Annotated in this window: 13 protein-coding genes and 3 tRNA genes; 5 read left to right on the forward strand and 11 right to left on the reverse strand. The window is 38.4% G+C overall.

Annotated features, from left to right (window positions below; translation table 11 throughout):
- Positions 1-2 precede the first annotated feature (2 nt).
- The 7 genes from B0169_RS18080 to B0169_RS18110 all read right to left on the reverse strand — a co-directional run bounded on the left by B0169_RS18080 (position 3) and on the right by B0169_RS18110 (position 3,904).
- Positions 3-79: transfer RNA gene (locus B0169_RS18080), tRNA-Asp, on the reverse strand.
- Between the two features lie 51 nt (positions 80-130).
- Positions 131-207, reverse strand: a tRNA-Asp gene (locus B0169_RS18085).
- A 51-nt stretch (positions 208-258) separates the two neighbouring features.
- Positions 259-335 (reverse strand) — tRNA-Asp (locus B0169_RS18090).
- Positions 336-506: 171 nt separating this feature from the next.
- Positions 507-1,865: a TIGR03503 family protein gene (locus B0169_RS18095; RefSeq protein WP_077288316.1), complete on the reverse strand. Its 1,359-nt coding sequence runs from the start codon at positions 1,863-1,865 to the stop codon at positions 507-509.
- Positions 1,853-2,587 carry a DNA polymerase III subunit epsilon gene (gene dnaQ, locus B0169_RS18100; protein ID WP_235838634.1) on the reverse strand — a complete coding sequence of 245 codons (735 nt, stop codon included), beginning with the start codon at positions 2,585-2,587 and terminating at the stop codon, positions 1,853-1,855. Before dnaQ ends, B0169_RS18095 begins: the two co-directional genes overlap by 13 nt.
- Before the next feature lie 54 nt (positions 2,588-2,641).
- The gene (locus B0169_RS18105) at positions 2,642-3,133 is read right to left on the reverse strand and encodes a DUF2919 family protein (protein ID WP_077288317.1); all 492 of its coding nucleotides are present in this window, start codon (positions 3,131-3,133) and stop codon (positions 2,642-2,644) included.
- Between the two features lie 6 nt (positions 3,134-3,139).
- Positions 3,140-3,904 carry a DUF599 domain-containing protein gene (locus B0169_RS18110; RefSeq protein WP_077288365.1) on the reverse strand — a complete coding sequence of 255 codons (765 nt, stop codon included), beginning with the start codon at positions 3,902-3,904 and terminating at the stop codon, positions 3,140-3,142.
- Positions 3,905-4,204: 300 nt separating this feature from the next.
- Between B0169_RS18110 and B0169_RS18115 the strand changes: the two genes are divergently transcribed.
- Positions 4,205-6,523, forward strand: coding sequence for a carbohydrate binding family 9 domain-containing protein (locus tag B0169_RS18115; protein WP_077288318.1), 2,319 nt, complete (start codon positions 4,205-4,207; stop codon positions 6,521-6,523).
- A 206-nt stretch (positions 6,524-6,729) separates the two neighbouring features.
- On the opposite strand, the gene B0169_RS18120 is transcribed toward B0169_RS18115, so the two are convergent.
- Positions 6,730-7,986, reverse strand: coding sequence for an RDD family protein (locus B0169_RS18120; protein WP_235838635.1), 1,257 nt, complete (start codon positions 7,984-7,986; stop codon positions 6,730-6,732).
- Between the two features lie 453 nt (positions 7,987-8,439).
- On the opposite strand from B0169_RS18120, the gene cysK reads away from it, so the two are divergent.
- The gene (gene cysK, locus B0169_RS18125) at positions 8,440-9,420 is read left to right on the forward strand and encodes a cysteine synthase A (protein ID WP_077288319.1); all 981 of its coding nucleotides are present in this window, start codon (positions 8,440-8,442) and stop codon (positions 9,418-9,420) included.
- 303 nt (positions 9,421-9,723) lie between these two features.
- Complete coding sequence (locus tag B0169_RS18130; RefSeq protein WP_077288320.1) at positions 9,724-10,158, forward strand: hypothetical protein; 435 nt, start codon at positions 9,724-9,726, stop codon at positions 10,156-10,158.
- A 145-nt stretch (positions 10,159-10,303) separates the two neighbouring features.
- Here B0169_RS18130 and ggt read toward each other — a convergent pair whose 3' ends face one another.
- Entirely contained in the window at positions 10,304-12,061 is a 1,758-nt protein-coding gene (gene ggt, locus B0169_RS18135) for a gamma-glutamyltransferase (RefSeq protein WP_077288321.1), read from the reverse strand.
- A 94-nt stretch (positions 12,062-12,155) separates the two neighbouring features.
- Positions 12,156-12,758, reverse strand: coding sequence for a tRNA-uridine aminocarboxypropyltransferase (locus B0169_RS18140; protein ID WP_077288322.1), 603 nt, complete (start codon positions 12,756-12,758; stop codon positions 12,156-12,158).
- Between the two features lie 268 nt (positions 12,759-13,026).
- Here B0169_RS18140 and B0169_RS18145 point away from each other — a divergent pair, with 268 nt between their 5' ends.
- Positions 13,027-14,046, forward strand: a complete 1,020-nt coding sequence (locus B0169_RS18145) for a sensor domain-containing diguanylate cyclase (protein WP_077288323.1) — start codon at positions 13,027-13,029, stop codon at positions 14,044-14,046.
- A gap of 276 nt (positions 14,047-14,322) precedes the next feature.
- Positions 14,323-14,931, forward strand: coding sequence for a rhombosortase (gene rrtA / locus B0169_RS18150; RefSeq protein ID WP_077288324.1), 609 nt, complete (start codon positions 14,323-14,325; stop codon positions 14,929-14,931).
- 5 nt (positions 14,932-14,936) lie between these two features.
- Here the strand turns inward: rrtA and B0169_RS18155 are convergent, their stop codons facing one another.
- Positions 14,937-16,433 carry an FMN-binding glutamate synthase family protein gene (locus B0169_RS18155; RefSeq protein WP_235838636.1) on the reverse strand — a complete coding sequence of 499 codons (1,497 nt, stop codon included), beginning with the start codon at positions 16,431-16,433 and terminating at the stop codon, positions 14,937-14,939.
- Between the last annotated feature and the right edge of the window lie 72 nt (positions 16,434-16,505).

The raw sequence follows: 16,505 nt of genomic DNA on the forward strand, positions 1-16,505 counted from the left end.
ATTGGCGGAGTGGACGGGACTCGAACCCGCGACCCCCGGCGTGACAGGCCGGTATTCTAACCAACTGAACTACCACTCCACACATCTTGCTTCTGCAAATTTTAAAAGGACTTACAACCTTTGAAACAATTGGCGGAGTGGACGGGACTCGAACCCGCGACCCCCGGCGTGACAGGCCGGTATTCTAACCAACTGAACTACCACTCCACACATCTTGTTTCTGTAAATTTTAAAAGGACTTACAACCTTTTGATTAATTGGCGGAGTGGACGGGACTCGAACCCGCGACCCCCGGCGTGACAGGCCGGTATTCTAACCAACTGAACTACCACTCCACACGTTAATCGTTGCCTTCAACACATCTCGTTGAATGCGGCGGGAATAATACGGTTAAGATTCGATGCCGTCAACCTGTTTTTTTCATTCACTTGCCTATATGTCTAATTGATGAACAATCCGGCGTTTTTAACAGCGAAAATGGCAAATAAAATTGCATGACACTACTTTTATTTACTTTTTTTACGACGCATCAAGACAAATATAAGTGCAGCAATCGTGATCACTAAGGTATTTCCGGCAATAATATACCACAAGGTCGCTTGTTGCTTTTCAGCAATTTTTGTTTCTTGGGCCATTTTCTCTTGTAATAGCACTTCTTTTTGCTTCTCTGCTGCCATTTGTGCGTCTTCAATCGTTTGAGCGCTACTTTGCCCAGACAATAATTTATTATCGCCATCAAGCGAAGGAACTAATGGCCCTCCTACTCGCTCAACATTAAAACTAAACTCAGGCACGGTTGCCCTGAACTCTCTACCGTTAGTTGTTTCGCCAAATACACTTATCTTTACTCTATGCACCCCTGGCTCAGTATAAGCAATATCATAAGTGCGCTTTAAGCCTTTACCTTCAAGTACAGAGAAAGACTCTACTTGTTTATCAGGAAATGTAACTTTACCTTGAATTAAGATACTGTCTGCATCAACAAAGCTATTATTGATGGTAAATGTAACAACATGGGCGCTATTTTCATCTTCGGTGGTTTCTACCGATATTGTGATAGGGTTTTTTCGCACAATAATCGGGGTTTGTCGAAGCTCTCTCGTTGCCATCGGCATTTTAATAAGGTAAACCGGCTCCCACTCACCTGGCGCAAAATCTAATTCAAACTCTCCGGTAAATAAGCTGTCATTCGCATGTTCATCTAAATCTCTGCCGTCATCTCTAAAAGATGTGAGTTTAATCGGTTCAGCGCCAAAATTATAAAAGTCAGCATTATTGGTACTGAAAAAATCAACATCAAGTACTAACACATCATTAAACAAAGGATTATTAATAGCGATGTCGCCGTTAAATAAGCGCCCTTCCATTTTTAAAGTTTCACCTTGTAAAACAATTTCTGGTAATGGCGTTACTTCTAACCTGACTTCTGAAATTACCATGATTTTACTATTGGGTTGTACTTCGCCGATAACTTGCCATGGGCCAATCATCGGCGATTTAATTTTAATCATGTCGTAAGTACGATCATCAAACCATTGCACTTTGTCTTTCGGTAAGTTGTTTATTTTAAGTTTTGAACCATCCGGACGCACGAGAATAACGGGTTGAGTACCACTACGACGATAAAATAACATGGTTATTTCTTCAAGTTGCTCGTCAATACGAAAACGATTGTCAAAGTAAGGTATTTGATTGGTAATATTATCGCCAGCGTAATAATCAATCTCAGCTGGTGGTTGCTGAGCTTGAATATGCAAACTAAATAATAGTGTCGCAATGAAGCTAAATAATGGTGTGCAAAAGCGTGATTGATTTTTACATAGCGTAAGTTTTGTCGTTATTTTTAACGCTGTTATTTTTTCCATAGCGGCTCAGCCCCTTTTTCGGCAACAATAGCTAAACGATTCTCGTGTGCTATTAGTTCATCGGCTGTTGCAGCTAAAACCTTTAATTTAGGACGGTTTTTATCGACTCTACGTATGGCATTAGCATCTTCAGCTTGGCTGTCACCAGACTGTAAATTCAAAGTTGCCTGTTTACGAGTCATTTCAATGTAAACAAACGCCAATAACTGAGCATCTATTAAGGCACCATGATAGGTACGATCAATTAATTTATCGACTTTATAAAAGCGCGCTAAATAGTCTAAAGTTTTTGGTGAGCCAAATTCATCTTTTGCAACTTTCAAGGTATCGGTAATGGTACAAATATCCTCAGTTTTTGGCAGGCCGGGGATCATCGAAAACTCATGGTCCATAAAGCCAACATCAAACTTAGCATTATGAATAACTAAACGTGCTCCTTTAATGAAATCAACAAACGCTTGACCAATTTGTTCAAATACCGGCTTATCATGCAAGAACTCATCGGTTAAACCATGAATATCAATAACCTCTTGGTCCATCACCATTTGCATACCATGAGCCATTGGTTTGATGTAAACATGATAGATTCGACCTGTAAGCTGTCGATTAATCATTTCTACACAACCAATTTCAACAATACGATGCCCTTCTCGTGGGTTAATACCAGTAGTTTCTGTATCAAGTATGATCAGTCGCTCGTCTTGTCTGTTTTCTTCAATCAATTTTTAACCCTTTAATGTTCAATTTTGCTTTATCTATACGCGTATACGCGAAACTTATTTTTCAGGCAATGCTTCTGGAAACTCTGCAATGTTAATGGTAAATCTTTTGCTCGTTACTATATAGCTAACGGCAGCTATAACCAACGAGCAATGTACTAGCAACCACGTTATCGATTGTAAATGCCAAATAAAAGCACCCAACACCCCAATCAATAAGTCAAATACTAGTGCAACAATGAGTAATATTTTACATTTTTTCCAACAAATACGTACCCAAGCTGATGCTGTTGGTCGTCGTAAACTTAAAATTAGAACAATAAACAAGCCAATAACACCAGAAACTAAGTTTAAATAAAATAATGCTGTTTGCGGATAAATCCACTGAATAAAACCCACATGATCACGCATATTGGTCACTGACATAATCCAAATAATATAAGCGCGCAAAATAAACAGTAAGATAAAATAAATTCCAGGTGCTAATTTCAAGCAATCAAAATTATCAAAGTGTTTCGGTAGGTAATTAGCGTATGAGTTAGTCGACATAGGCTGTTATTTATCACTTGTTTGAGATGCGATGTTTGTTTCTGCTGTTAAGTTCGAATATTTTACAGCGCGTTCATGTTCTAAGTATTCTTGCCCTAAAGTAATCGCTCGTACCGCTTTAGAGTTAAATTCTCGACGATATAAGGTATAAACAACAAACAAACTGGCTAAAATAAACATCAGCGGATGAAAAAACCAGCATAGTGCCGCCATAGAAAAGTAATAAGATCGTAAGCCAAAATTATAAGAATGCGCGGCGCGGTCTTGCACTATTGCCATTTGCTCAGCATATTTTTGCAGGTTTTTATTTTGCCCTGTTCGATCAAATGGACAAGCGCCTATCATGACATTAACAAAGCCATATTGTCGCATTGACCAAGTAAATTGAAAAAACGCCATAACAAAAATAAGGGTCAGTAAACTTAATTTTACTTGGATCAAAGCGTGGTTAGGAAACTCTGTAAACGGAATTGAAGCAATCACTGATTCTAGGCGCTCAACTTGAGCAAACAAGGTTAAAACACCGGCTAAAATTAATAGTGTTGAAGAGGCAAAAAAGGTTATGTTGCGCTCTAAATTCGCCAATAGCGCGGCTTCTCCTACGCGCACATCACGGCTAATAACTTCATACATCCAGTGAATTCGATGTTGGTGTAAGCATCTAGCGACACAATTCGTTGTTTTTGCTTTCTTACGTGCAAACTCGGTATAACCAAGCCAACAAACAATAAAACAGCTTAGCGCGATCACATCAAGTACAGAAAATGGCATAGTATTTATTAGGTCTTTCATAATTAACAACGATAAAGTTATTATGCTCTAGAAAATTTTAACATTCGAGTGATTAATAGTGATATTTACTAATAATGCAGATAAATGGCAGTCAGCCACACACTATAAAATGTCTATAGCTGGTACGAAAAACTGACTATTGATGATTTTTTGTTACAAAGTTAACAATATATTGCCATTTATTATCAAATTTGTAACAATTTGCAAAAAATAATTATCCTTACCGTAGAATAAGTTACGTTATAAACGGAATAAAATAATAACATTGGAGTGGTAAATTTGAAGTTTAGTAATCGTGGCTTACCTGCACTCGCCACCGCACTTATGCTGTTTATAAACCCCAGTATTGCCCAAGATACTTCTATTAATTTAGCCCAATTGAATATCCCCCATGTTGAACTTGCACTTAACGTTGATGGAGAATTAAACGATGCGATATGGCAGCAAGCACTAGATATACCACTCAATATTGTTAATAGCCCATGGAACAACAAACCTAGTCCTGTTTCAACCACGGCAAAAGTTGTTGAAAATGGCGACTTTCTCTACGTTGCTTTTATCGCACAAGATCCAAACCCTGAATTAATTCAGGGATTTCTAGGCGATAGAGACACACGTTGGGGTGATGACTTAGTGGGTTTTAAATTAGATACCTACAATAATCGTCGCTTAAATTACGAATTTTTTGTCAATCCTCACGGCGTACAGCACGACAGTATTGCCAATGAAATGACAGGAGATAGTGACTCTGCATGGGATGGTATTTGGGAGTCTGCTGGCAAAATAACCGATGCAGGCTATCAAGTTGAGATTGCTATTCCTTATCATATTCTAAATTTTGCTGACAATAATGATATTAAAACCTGGGCCATGGAGCTTATTCGTTTATATCCTCGTGATACTCGTCTTCGTATATCTCATATAGAGTTAGATCGTGATGACGCCTGCTGGTTGTGTCAAATTCCGGAAATAACCGGATTTAAAAATGCAAAAGCCAGCAAAAACATCATGCTAACCCCTACATTGGTGGCAAATAGAAATGAAAACAGATCGTTTTATGTTGATAGTGAAGGAAAAAATAAAGTCACAGACTGGGAAAGTGAGAACGACTTTGACGCGGGTTTAGATTTACGTTGGGGAATTAATGCCAATACATTGTTAAATGTAACCGTTAACCCTGACTTTTCAAACGTTGAATCAGATGCCGGACAACTGAGTGTTAACAAAACATTCTCTTTATTTTATGATGAAAAACGGCAGTTTTTCGTGGAAAATTCTGAGTATTTTTCCAGTAACTTTGACCTAGTTTATACTCGCAACATTGCTGATCCTGAATATGGCGCTAAGCTGACCGGTACGCGTGGCGATCATAGTTATGGTGCCTTTATCACTAATGACACGCAAACCAATATCATATTGCCAGGCAATACCGGCTCAGCGCTAATTTCATTAACTGAACAAAGTGAATCAGGCGCCGTAAAATACCGTTATGATGTTAATGACAGTTTATCTGTAGGTGCCATAGGTACAATACGTAAAACTGATAACTATCATAACTTTGTCTCAGGTATTGACTCAAAATATCGCTTCGATGATTCTAATACTTTTCAAGCACAAGTACTTTTTGCTGATACTCAAGACGCAGCAACCATGACGCTAAGTGGCATGGAAGAAACATTCACCGATCAGGCCTTTAAGCTTGAATATCAACATGATTCTGAATATTGGCAAGTTGATGTTGAGCATCAAGAAATTGGTGAAAAGTTCCGTGCTGACTTAGGTTTTATGCCTAGAGCGGATTATAAAAAGACTGAAGTCTCAGTTGACCGTTTACTGTATGGTGAACCTGAAAGCACTTGGCAAGAAATGCAATTTTCTGGTCAATGGCAAATTTTACATAATGAAAACAACGAACTGTTAGAGCGTTCTGTTTCAAGTAGCTTTGCAATTGATGGCCCTATGCTGTCAAAATTCGATATTATGGTTGTTGCAGCTGACAAGGTAGGCTTACGTCATTACGAGCTAAACTCAAACTTACCCGTAGATAATAGTATTGACGGCAACACTCAACGTTTTCAAGAAAATCAAGCGGTTATCTACGGCTCAATACAACCTACAGCGCAACTATTAACTGAGGTTGAATTAACTTTAGGTGATAAAATTGATTACGTTAATAATCGCCTAGGTGATTATATTGAACTGTATTCTTACCTTAGTTATAACGTTAATAAGCATTTAGAGTTCGAGTTTTCTCATACCTATAGTGATTTAAGTACTGACAATACAAACGTTTTTACCGAAAATTTAACGGAATTGCGTGTTTCATATCAATTTAATATTAATAGCTACTTAAAATTTAACATTATCTACACAGATATAGATTTCAACTTAGATAATAACCCAGGTATTGATAGAGAGTTCAGTTCAGCAAAAAATAATATTTTATCAACTCAACTTATTTATGCTTATAAAATCAATCCTCAAACCGTGTTTTACTTAGGTTATTCTGACAATAGTTACCAAGATGATCGATTAAAAAGTTTAGAGCGCGGCCAACGTACCGTTTACAGTAAAATCAGTTATGCTTGGTTGCCATAATCAATAGTTTTATAGCACTAATTTAGTGCTATAAAATAGCAAACGCTTGCCTGTAAACCCTGCCGATGGAATCAATAGTTAATTAACAACTATTGATTCCAACCAACCAAAGAAAGCAAAGCAAAACACAATCTACTACCAGTCACTTAACTCATACTGTGCTGTTTAATTTGTAGGGTTACGGGCTTATTTAGCGCCTATATTACTCAACTTGCTTCATGATCATTAACCACAGTTGTGGCTGAAATTTTATCATGAATGGCTTGTCGGTTTGGATCCCAATAAATCTGCGCAAAACCTAATAATCCAGTGGCAATACCTGCACCATAGCCACCATAACGTCCAAAACTATCCCAAATAGATAAAGGTGTACCATCTAACTGAATGACACGAATATGAAAGAGCCTTTTACCTGGCGTTTGACCGTGCCAAATAGCGGTAAACATTGTAAAGTAGAAAGCGGCCCAACCAAAGCCAATACCGAGATCTTCAATCAAACCTTGCAGCCAAGCAAAGCCCTTATAAACAGCATCATTGCTTGAGTTATCAACACTGGTATTCACTTTACTTGTTTCATCTTCTGCACCAGTACTTAAGGTAGTTGTATCTGCTAGGTTATCTTCTCTGTTTTGATCAATAGCGACGTTATTATTGCTAGCAGCAGTAAATTCAGTGTTTGCTGCAAGTGTTTGATTTTTTTGTTTGGCTTCAGTGCTGATGTACAACTGGCTTAGCGCTGTGTTTAATTTTTCAATATCTGAGCGACTTAAGCTTTCTCGCTCAGTAATATTTGTCACCAATAAAGTAATAAATTGCTCTGTTTGCTGAACTGACGGTGAGTGCTCAATATAAGCGAGTAATAAATCTGCAGTTAATTTTTGCCAACATGCATATTCATCGCATTCACTCTGCGCTATGGCAATACTTGCGGCAACTGACAACATGCCTTTTACAACCCCTTGCTCATCATTGTTTTCTCTATCAAGTGACGCGATTTCACGCGTGTCAGACTGTTGCCCTGCTTGTTCAACTTGCTTATTAAAATCGTCCATTTGGGAAAACATACTAGGTAAGGTTTCAAGTAACACAACAAAAACAATAAAAGCCCCAGTAAAACGAAGTAGTGTTTTTCTCAGTCCTGGCTTTTTGCCAAACTTAGCTGCACGCTTTTTACTACCCAATTGAAATAATGTTATAGCAACTAAAATAGCAAGCAACTCACCGGGAGCGCCACTTAAAATTGCGACCAAACATAAATCGATTAATAATGCCGCGCCCCGACGCCAAGGTACAGCAAGTGCAATACCAAATAGTGACTGATCAATTTTAAATGCAAACGGGGTTAATATTTCACGAGTTTCTTCAGCAGATAATACCTGAGCTTCATTTTCTATGGGGGTAGCGTCCGTATTATTTGTTATTCCAGCTACTTTTTTATGATTTGCATTAGCATTATCGCTCACTGTTGTTCCTTTATCATAAATATAAATGCATCAAAGAATTTTGATAAACCTAACAATATCAATCATCTGCTAATACTTCAAACCTTTTGATTATACCTATCAGTATACTAAATAAAGCTCTGTTTCTGCAGCCTCCTGTATTGTCAGTGCCTTGATTTTTAATAACTTGGCAATTTAACTTTTACGGGCAGGAACTTTTTATTTTATTACCATTAACGCAACATCTATTCCTTTTTCGCATATAAGAGATCGAAATATCACTTCTTTTTTCGTCATAAAGCGTTAATCTAACTGCAAAGTGTTAGCTTAGCTGTGCTGTTCTTTCATTTAAGTCTCTGCTATAAAATGATAAGTCTGTACATTGCTCAACCCAAAGATCAACGGCTAATGCATGTAAATAATTAATACATCGGTATGACACTCACGTTCAATACGATGAAACAGGATTAAAAAATGTCTACTATATTTGAAGATAACTCAACAGCAATTGGTAATACCCCTCTCGTTAAACTTAACCGTATTGTTAGTGGTGAAAACACAGCTAATATCTACGCAAAAATAGAAGCACGTAACCCTAGCTTCAGTGTTAAGTGTCGTATTGGTGCTAACATGATTTGGGATGCTGAGAAAAAAGGTCTACTGACTGCGGGTAAATCAATTGTTGAGCCAACCAGTGGTAATACGGGTATTGCTTTAGCATTTGTTGCTGCAGCACGTGGCTATGAAATCACTTTAACCATGCCAAATACTATGAGTTTAGAGCGCAGAAAACTCTTGATCGCTTTAGGCGCAAAATTAGTATTAACCGATGGCGCGAAAGGCATGGGCGGTGCAATAGCAAAAGCACAAGAAATTAAAGATGCAGATCCAGAAAACGTAGTATTACTTGGTCAATTCGATAATCCTGCTAACCCTGAAATTCATGAAAAAACCACAGGCCCAGAAATTTGGCGAGACACTAAAGGCCATGTAGACTTCTTCGTTGCTGGTGTTGGTACCGGTGGTACCATTACAGGTACTAGTCGTTACCTTAAAAGTGTTGCTGAGCACACCATCACCTCAGTTGCCGTTGAGCCAACAGATTCTCCTGTGATCACGCAGGCAATGGCAGGTCAAGAGTTAAAACCAGGTCCTCATAAAATCCAAGGTATTGGTGCTGGCTTTATTCCTGGTAACTTAGACCTTTCTATTGTTGATGCTGTTGAACAAGTATCAAATGATGACTCTATGGCTATGGCACACCGCTTAATGAAAGAAGAAGGTATACTTGCTGGTATTTCATCAGGTGCTGCAGTTGTTGCCGCTAAACGTATCGCAGAAAGACCCGAAAATGCCGGTAAGAATATTGTCGTTATTCTTCCTAGCTCTGCAGAGCGTTACCTTTCAAGTGCTTTGTTTTCTGATTCATTTACCGATGAAGAACTTGCACAATAGTTGACAAAAGAAGATAAATACTGAGCTAGCAATTATGTTAGCTCGACGATAAAAGGCATGACTCACGCCAAGGGTTATGCCTTTTTTGTCACTAACGCCTCCTTCATTCCCCTATGTTTAACCTCCAGCCAAAAACCTTGAAACCCAAAAAAAGCTTATAAAACAGCTAGGTTAGAGCCATCTCACCTTGGTCAGTATTTAAAAATAGCATTATAAATCACCTTCAATCATAGTCAGGCTCTAGTATTGCCCATAACGTTTGAGGTAACATGAGATTAACTTCACATACTTAACTATTAGCATATGAATTATTTAAAATTTATCACCTTAAGCTTTGTGCTTTTATTAACGGCTTGTGGTGAAGAAGACAAAAATAAAATTAACGATGTAGACAACCCTGAGGTAGTCGCCATTGAATTTTTTAATGCGCTGTATAATGAAAAAAATATACAAAAAGCGGCTTCAGTTTGCAGTCCGCAATTATCCCGTATCATTTTGCATTATAAATCGCCGAAAGCCGTTGCAAGACATTTATTCAATATGTCGTACGACAAGGTTGAGATAAAACCTGATGACAGCGGTGTAAAAGTAAGGGAACAATTCAAAAATTCTGCGGTTATTACCGTATTTTTCGATGGTTACTACCACGATGACCATTTAAAAGATGTAAAACGACTATCATTAATTCAAATAGATAATAAATGGGTTATCGATAAAATCTTAAAAGATCCTTTTTAGATAATTTATCTAAACAGTAACTAAAAACGGCGTCAATTATGACGCCGCTTTTAATTGCACCTTATCGCTATATTTCAATAAACAACAACGATATTGCTTAGTTTAGTCATTGATATCTTAATAACCGATAGTAATCATTGATAGTTTAATAACCTATCGCTTTACCTTCACGACGGGGATCTGCGCCGCCTCTTAAATAGCCATTAGATATTTCAATCGCATGAATGCCACTATTTAAATCTCGTACCATGACTTTGTGCCCTTTTGCTTCTAATGCACTTTTAAGCTCTACTAGTTCAGTACCTTTTTCTAAAGTGGTCACTTTATTGCGATTAGTTATATGCGGCAAACTAATGGCTGATTGCGGGTCAAGCTGCCAATCTAAGATTGCAATCATGGCTTGTGCGACATAATTAATAATGCGGCTACCACCCGGAGAGCCAACAACCAATTTTAGCGAGTCGTCTTGATTAAATACCATCATTGGTGCCATAGAACTTCGCGGGCGCTTACCTGGCTCCAACCGATTTGCCACCCATTGCCCGTTTCTTTTCGGATCAAGAGAAAAGTCAGTCAATTGGTTATTAAGGATGAAACCTTCAACCATCAATGCAGAGCCAAAACCCATTTCAACACTTGTGGTCATCGAAACGGCATTACCTTCTTGGTCTACAATAGAAATATGGCTCGTTGAAGGCAGTTCTAAAGCGTTATCATCTGCTTGCGCTACTGCCCCTTTAGGAATACCAGCTGTCGCTATGCCCATATCTTTATCAAGATCAATTAATCTTGAACGTTGTGCCAAATACTGTTTATCAATCAATCCTTGCGTTGGTACACTAACAAAACTGCTATCAGCAACATAACGGTTACGGTCAGCGAATGCTAAACGTGAGCTTTGACTAAATAAGTGGGTAAACTGAGTATCGGCTATCGACATTTTTGCTATGTCAAAGCGCTCAAGTTGGCCTAGAATCTGAATAATAGCTAAACCACCTGAACTTGGCGGTGCCATACCACAAACTTGATATTGTCGATAAGCACCACAAATTGCCGGCAATTCTTTAGCTTGATAATTTTTCATATCGGCTAATGTTAAACGTCCTGGGGCAATAGTTGAATTTTGCACTGCAGCAACAATTTTTTTCGCTACCCAGCCTTGATAAAAAACGTCTACCCCTTGGGCAGCAATACTGCGATATACCGCGGCAAGCTTTTTATTTTTTAATAATTGCCCAGCCTTTATTGCCTCGCCATTAGGGAAGAAATAATTTTTAATCGTTGGTAGTTTAGTTATACCAGGGTTAAATTCCATAGCGACAAGCTTTTCAAGTCGTGGTGACACAATAAAACCTTCTTCAGCCAATGTAATGGCATCTGCAAAAAGCAGCGCCCATGGCAGCTTGCCATACTTATCATGCGCTTTTTTGAGCCCCGCTAAAACACCCGGCACGCCAACTGAACGTCCACCAACAACGGCATTTATCCAAGAAACCGCTTTACCATTCTTATCTAAAAACATATCTGTCGTTGACAAAGCCGGTGCCGTTTCTCTGCCGTCAAATGTGGTTAACGTTTTCTGCTTCTTATCCCAATGCAGCATAAACGCGCCACCACCAATGCCTGATGATTGTGGCTCAACTAAGGTTAATACCAACTGCACAGCAATTGCCGCATCAACCGCGCTACCCCCCTGCTTAAGAATTTTATATCCTGCGTCACTCGCATAAGGATTTGCGGTGGCTACCATGGCATGCTTTGCAACAATGGTTTGCTTTTTAAGCACACCGGTAGCCGCTTCTGGTTCGCGATCTTCTCGCTTTTCAGCAGGCTGCGCGGCAACTAAAACACTGCTAGAGATAAGCAGTAAAGATATTAGCCCTTTAATGGCCGAATTTGACATGATATTCCTTAATTGAGAATTGAAGATAAGCTTAAACGCCATTAGTATGACTTAATGCAAATAAAAATTAAATGGCTTTTGTCACCCAAACCTATCACTTTACAGACTTAGTAAATGCTTGTTGGAACTGATTAAATCGAATAAAACTGTCGAGTAAAACTTGATAAGTTTCGGGTTTATCTTCCAAAAAAGCTAAAGCATGACAACAGGCTTCTAATGAGGATAGCGCGTTTTCTTTTTTCGTACTTCTGATCTGATAAAGGCTGTTAATACCTTTAGGTAAAACAATATGTTGTAATTTATGCAGGCAGGAATTTAGCATAAACATACGATAAGCTTTTTTCCATGTCCCATCGAGCAGAATAATACATTTAATACTACTAAGTGCTCCCCTGGCGCCTAACTCTGATTTAGCACTTAACACTCGTGCTTGCTCACTCGGATAAAGCAGCGCGATGTTGTCACCATAATGGGCTAAACGTTCTTTTAATCTTGCATTATCCTGAAAATTTTCACCAACAATAACTTCACAACGAGATAAAGACTGTTGTAATAAAGTCACCGTACCTTTACTTTGCTTAACTTCACTTGGATGTTGAAGAACAAGGACATCGATATGATTTGCAGCATTAACTGCAAAAGCACAAATACATGCTTTCTCAGGCCGCTGGCATTGAAGACATAACGCTCTAGACATTGATTTTAAATAATTGAATTTACAATCGTTAAGTTTACGAAATTTTCTTTACAAATTTAAGCTATTTGTCACATTTATCAGATAATATTTTCTCTATTTAGCCCCTGCTATTGACGCTGTAATCTCGTGTAATGTGATGTAATAGCGTTAAAATAGTTGTTCTACTATATTAAGATTTTAAACCTTGAAGTCGCTAATGCATGTAATCAACAATAATAAATTAACTTAAACGGTATCGGCTTAAATAAGGTTTTACTGAGGAGTAGTTGTGCATAAAACCTATCAACACCAAACTGTCAACGATTCAGATTATACCCTGAATAACATCTTAGATGTCATTGTAGAAGGCGTTTGGGATTGGAATGGTAACACAAGAAATGTTACTCGAAGTCCTGGCTGGTATCGTATGCTAGGCTACGATATTGCAGTCTTTAAAGATGATGTTTTTACTTGGGAAAACATCATTCACCCGGAAGATTACCCACGGGTAATGCATCAATTTGAATCCTATCTAGCCGGTGAAATCAACCTTTATCAAGTCGAGTATCGTTGTAAGAAATCAGACGGAAGTTACTTATGGATTGTTGACCGGGGCGCTATTATCGAGAGAAATTCAGACGGTAGTGTTGCTCGAATGATCGGCGCACATCACAATATTCACGAACAAGTTATTGCGCAAAATGAGCTAGTTAAACAAAGTAGCCTACTACAAGATGATCACTGGTCATTAGAAAAAATTATTGAACAAAAAACCCATGAATTAGCTGAAAAAAACGCGCAATTAGAAAGAAAAATCATTGAGATAGAATCAATGTCAAATACAGACCCTTTGACTAAGGTAGCTAATCGAAAATTATTCGAAACCGAATTAAATAAAGAAATCATGCGCGCTGATCGCTACCAGCACCCGTTAACTTTAGCAATATTTGATATTGATAAATTTAAAGATATTAATGATAAATATGGTCACAAAGTTGGCGATGCTATCATTTGTGATATTTGCCAATTAGTCGAAAGCAATATTAGAGATGTAGACTTACTTGCCCGTTGGGGTGGTGATGAGTTTGTGATTATTTTTCCTGAACAATCACAACACCAAGCCCATATAACCAGCGATAAACTTCGAGCCATAATCAACCAACATCAAATAGAACCTGATATTTTCGTTACTTGCAGCTTTGGCGTTGCGCAATATCAACCTGGTGATTCAATAAACGACTTATTTCAACGGGTCGACCATTTACTTTATGTCTCAAAAGAGCGTGGTAGAAACCAAGTATATTCTTAAAGAACATTATTAAAATATTTGTAATATATTGCTAGTAACTAAGCAACCAATGGTATTATTTATTAGTTACTGTTGCACTAAGGTACTTTTAAAGCTGATGTTTCTTTGTTAACTTTTCATTGTTAATTTTTCTCAGTTAATTCGTCTCAGTTCAATTTTCCAAGTTAAAGCCCTCAAGCACATGCTTTCAAACTTTGGTTTCTAAAGCTGCGCTCAACTGCTAAAGTGCCCAGTAATCTCATATATTTATATTCACGGCAAAAAGCCTACCACGACATGCTGCAATTAAAACCATTACCGATACAGATCACCCATAGTCTTGGCCCATTAGTTATTTTAACACTCGCTTTTATCGCGTTTGTTTTTGATGCTGAAATTTCTAATACGCTGATTTATAACCGAGAATTAGTTAATACTGGTGAAGTTTGGCGCTTAATTACCGGGCATTTTTTTCATTCAAATGGTAATCACTTTATGCTTAATAGTGCAGCTGTAGCATTATTATGGGCTTTACATGGCCAATATTATCACTACAAAAACTATGGCTTTATTTTTATCTGCAGTGCCCTTATTTGTAGCTTGGGAATTCACTGGCTGTCATTAGACATTGCCTTGTATGTTGGCTTATCGGGCGTTCTTCATGGTTTTTTTGTTTGGGGTGCCCTGATGGATATAAAGCATAAAGAAAATACCGGGTATTTATTACTTATTGGCGTTATTTTAAAAATTGCCCATGAACAAGTTTATGGCGCCAGCGCAGATGTAGAGTTATTGATCGGTGCAAGTGTTGCCACCGACGCCCATTTATATGGTGCGATAGGTGGCTTATTAGCATTCTTAATTTTACATATTAGTCATAAAAAAACGGCAAAGGTTGCCCTTTAAAGCGCCTAATTATCGGTTTGATCATAAGGGTGTAATTTATCAAGCGCGATAGATAAACCGTTATCTTGAATTATACGAACATGTTGACGATCTAACTTTCTTGCGTGCTTAACACCACACGAGTGTGCTAATAACCCAACACCGTATTGAATATATTTATGATAATTTGCAACACGTTCAGCTTTATCTATCGGATCTAAACCGCGCTGTAGTTTAGGGTTATGCGTAGTAATACCTGTCGGGCAAGTATCTTTATTACACTGCATCGCTTGAATACAACCTAATGCAAACATAAAGCCTCTTGCTGAGTTTACCGCATCTGCTCCCATAGCAAGCGCCCAAGCAACTTTCGACGGTGTGATTAACTTGCCCGAACAAATGATTTTGATCCGATCACGTAAACCATATTCAGCCAGTAAATTAATCACTAACGGCAAACTTTCTTTTAACGGTAAGCCAACATAATCCATCAAGGGTTGTGGTGCAGCCCCTGTTCCGCCATCAGCACTATCAATCGTAATAAAGTCGGGGGCAAATTCAGTGCCTTGAAGGTTAATTTCTTCAAACAACGCTCTCAACCAAAGGGATTCTCCAATAACCGCTTTAAAACCAACCGGCTTACCTGTAACTTCACGTACACGATTGACCATAGTTAATATGTCTTGTACTGACTTAATATCAGGGTGAGCATTAGGACTAATTGAATCAACGCCTGGCATGATACCGCGTATTCTAGCAATTTCTTCAGTCACTTTTTTGCCCGGTAAAATACCACCTTTGCCCGGTTTTGCACCTTGAGACAGCTTAATTTCAAACATTTTAATTTGCGGCTTGGCGGCGAGTGTTGCTAACATTTTATCGCATAACTGCCCGTGCTCATCCCTAACACCATATTTAGCTGTACCAATTTGGAACACAATGTCTGCGCCACTCGCTAAATGATATTCACTCACACCGCCCTCACCCGTATTCATCCAACAACCGGCTTTAGCAGCACCATTTGACAAAGCTTTGACCGCAGTCGCCGACAAAGCGCCAAAACTCATCGCTGAGATATTGAATAATGACTCACTGATATAAGGCTCTCGACAATGAGGGCCATAAGTAACAGTACTAGGTGGTACAGCATCTTCTTCAAGAGTCGGAAATGCACAATTCATGAACATGATAGTGCCTGTCGGCTCTAGGTTTCTTGTCGAGCCAAAAGCAACCGTGCGTTCAACATTTTTGGCTGCACGATAAACCCAACTCCGCTCAGCCCTGTTAAAGGGCAACTCTTCTCGATCCATCGCGAAAAAGTATTGTCTAAAAAACTCTCCTTGTTTTTCAAATAAATACCTAAAGCGGCCAATCACCGGATAATTACGGCGTATTGCATGCTTGTTCTGTGTTTTATCAACAATATACATATAAATTATCGCTAAAACCCCTATCCCTAACAACAATATAAACAGTGCTGAAAGTTTTTCTAAATAGCCGAGCATGCCATACATGTTATCCATGATTTACCCCGTAATTGTTATAATGATATAAAAGCTTGATCAACATGCTTTTAGTAATTCCTTGTTAACACC

The sequence above is a fragment of the Cognaticolwellia aestuarii genome, from assembly GCF_002000025.1.
GTDB classification, from domain to species: domain Bacteria; phylum Pseudomonadota; class Gammaproteobacteria; order Enterobacterales; family Alteromonadaceae; genus Cognaticolwellia; species Cognaticolwellia aestuarii.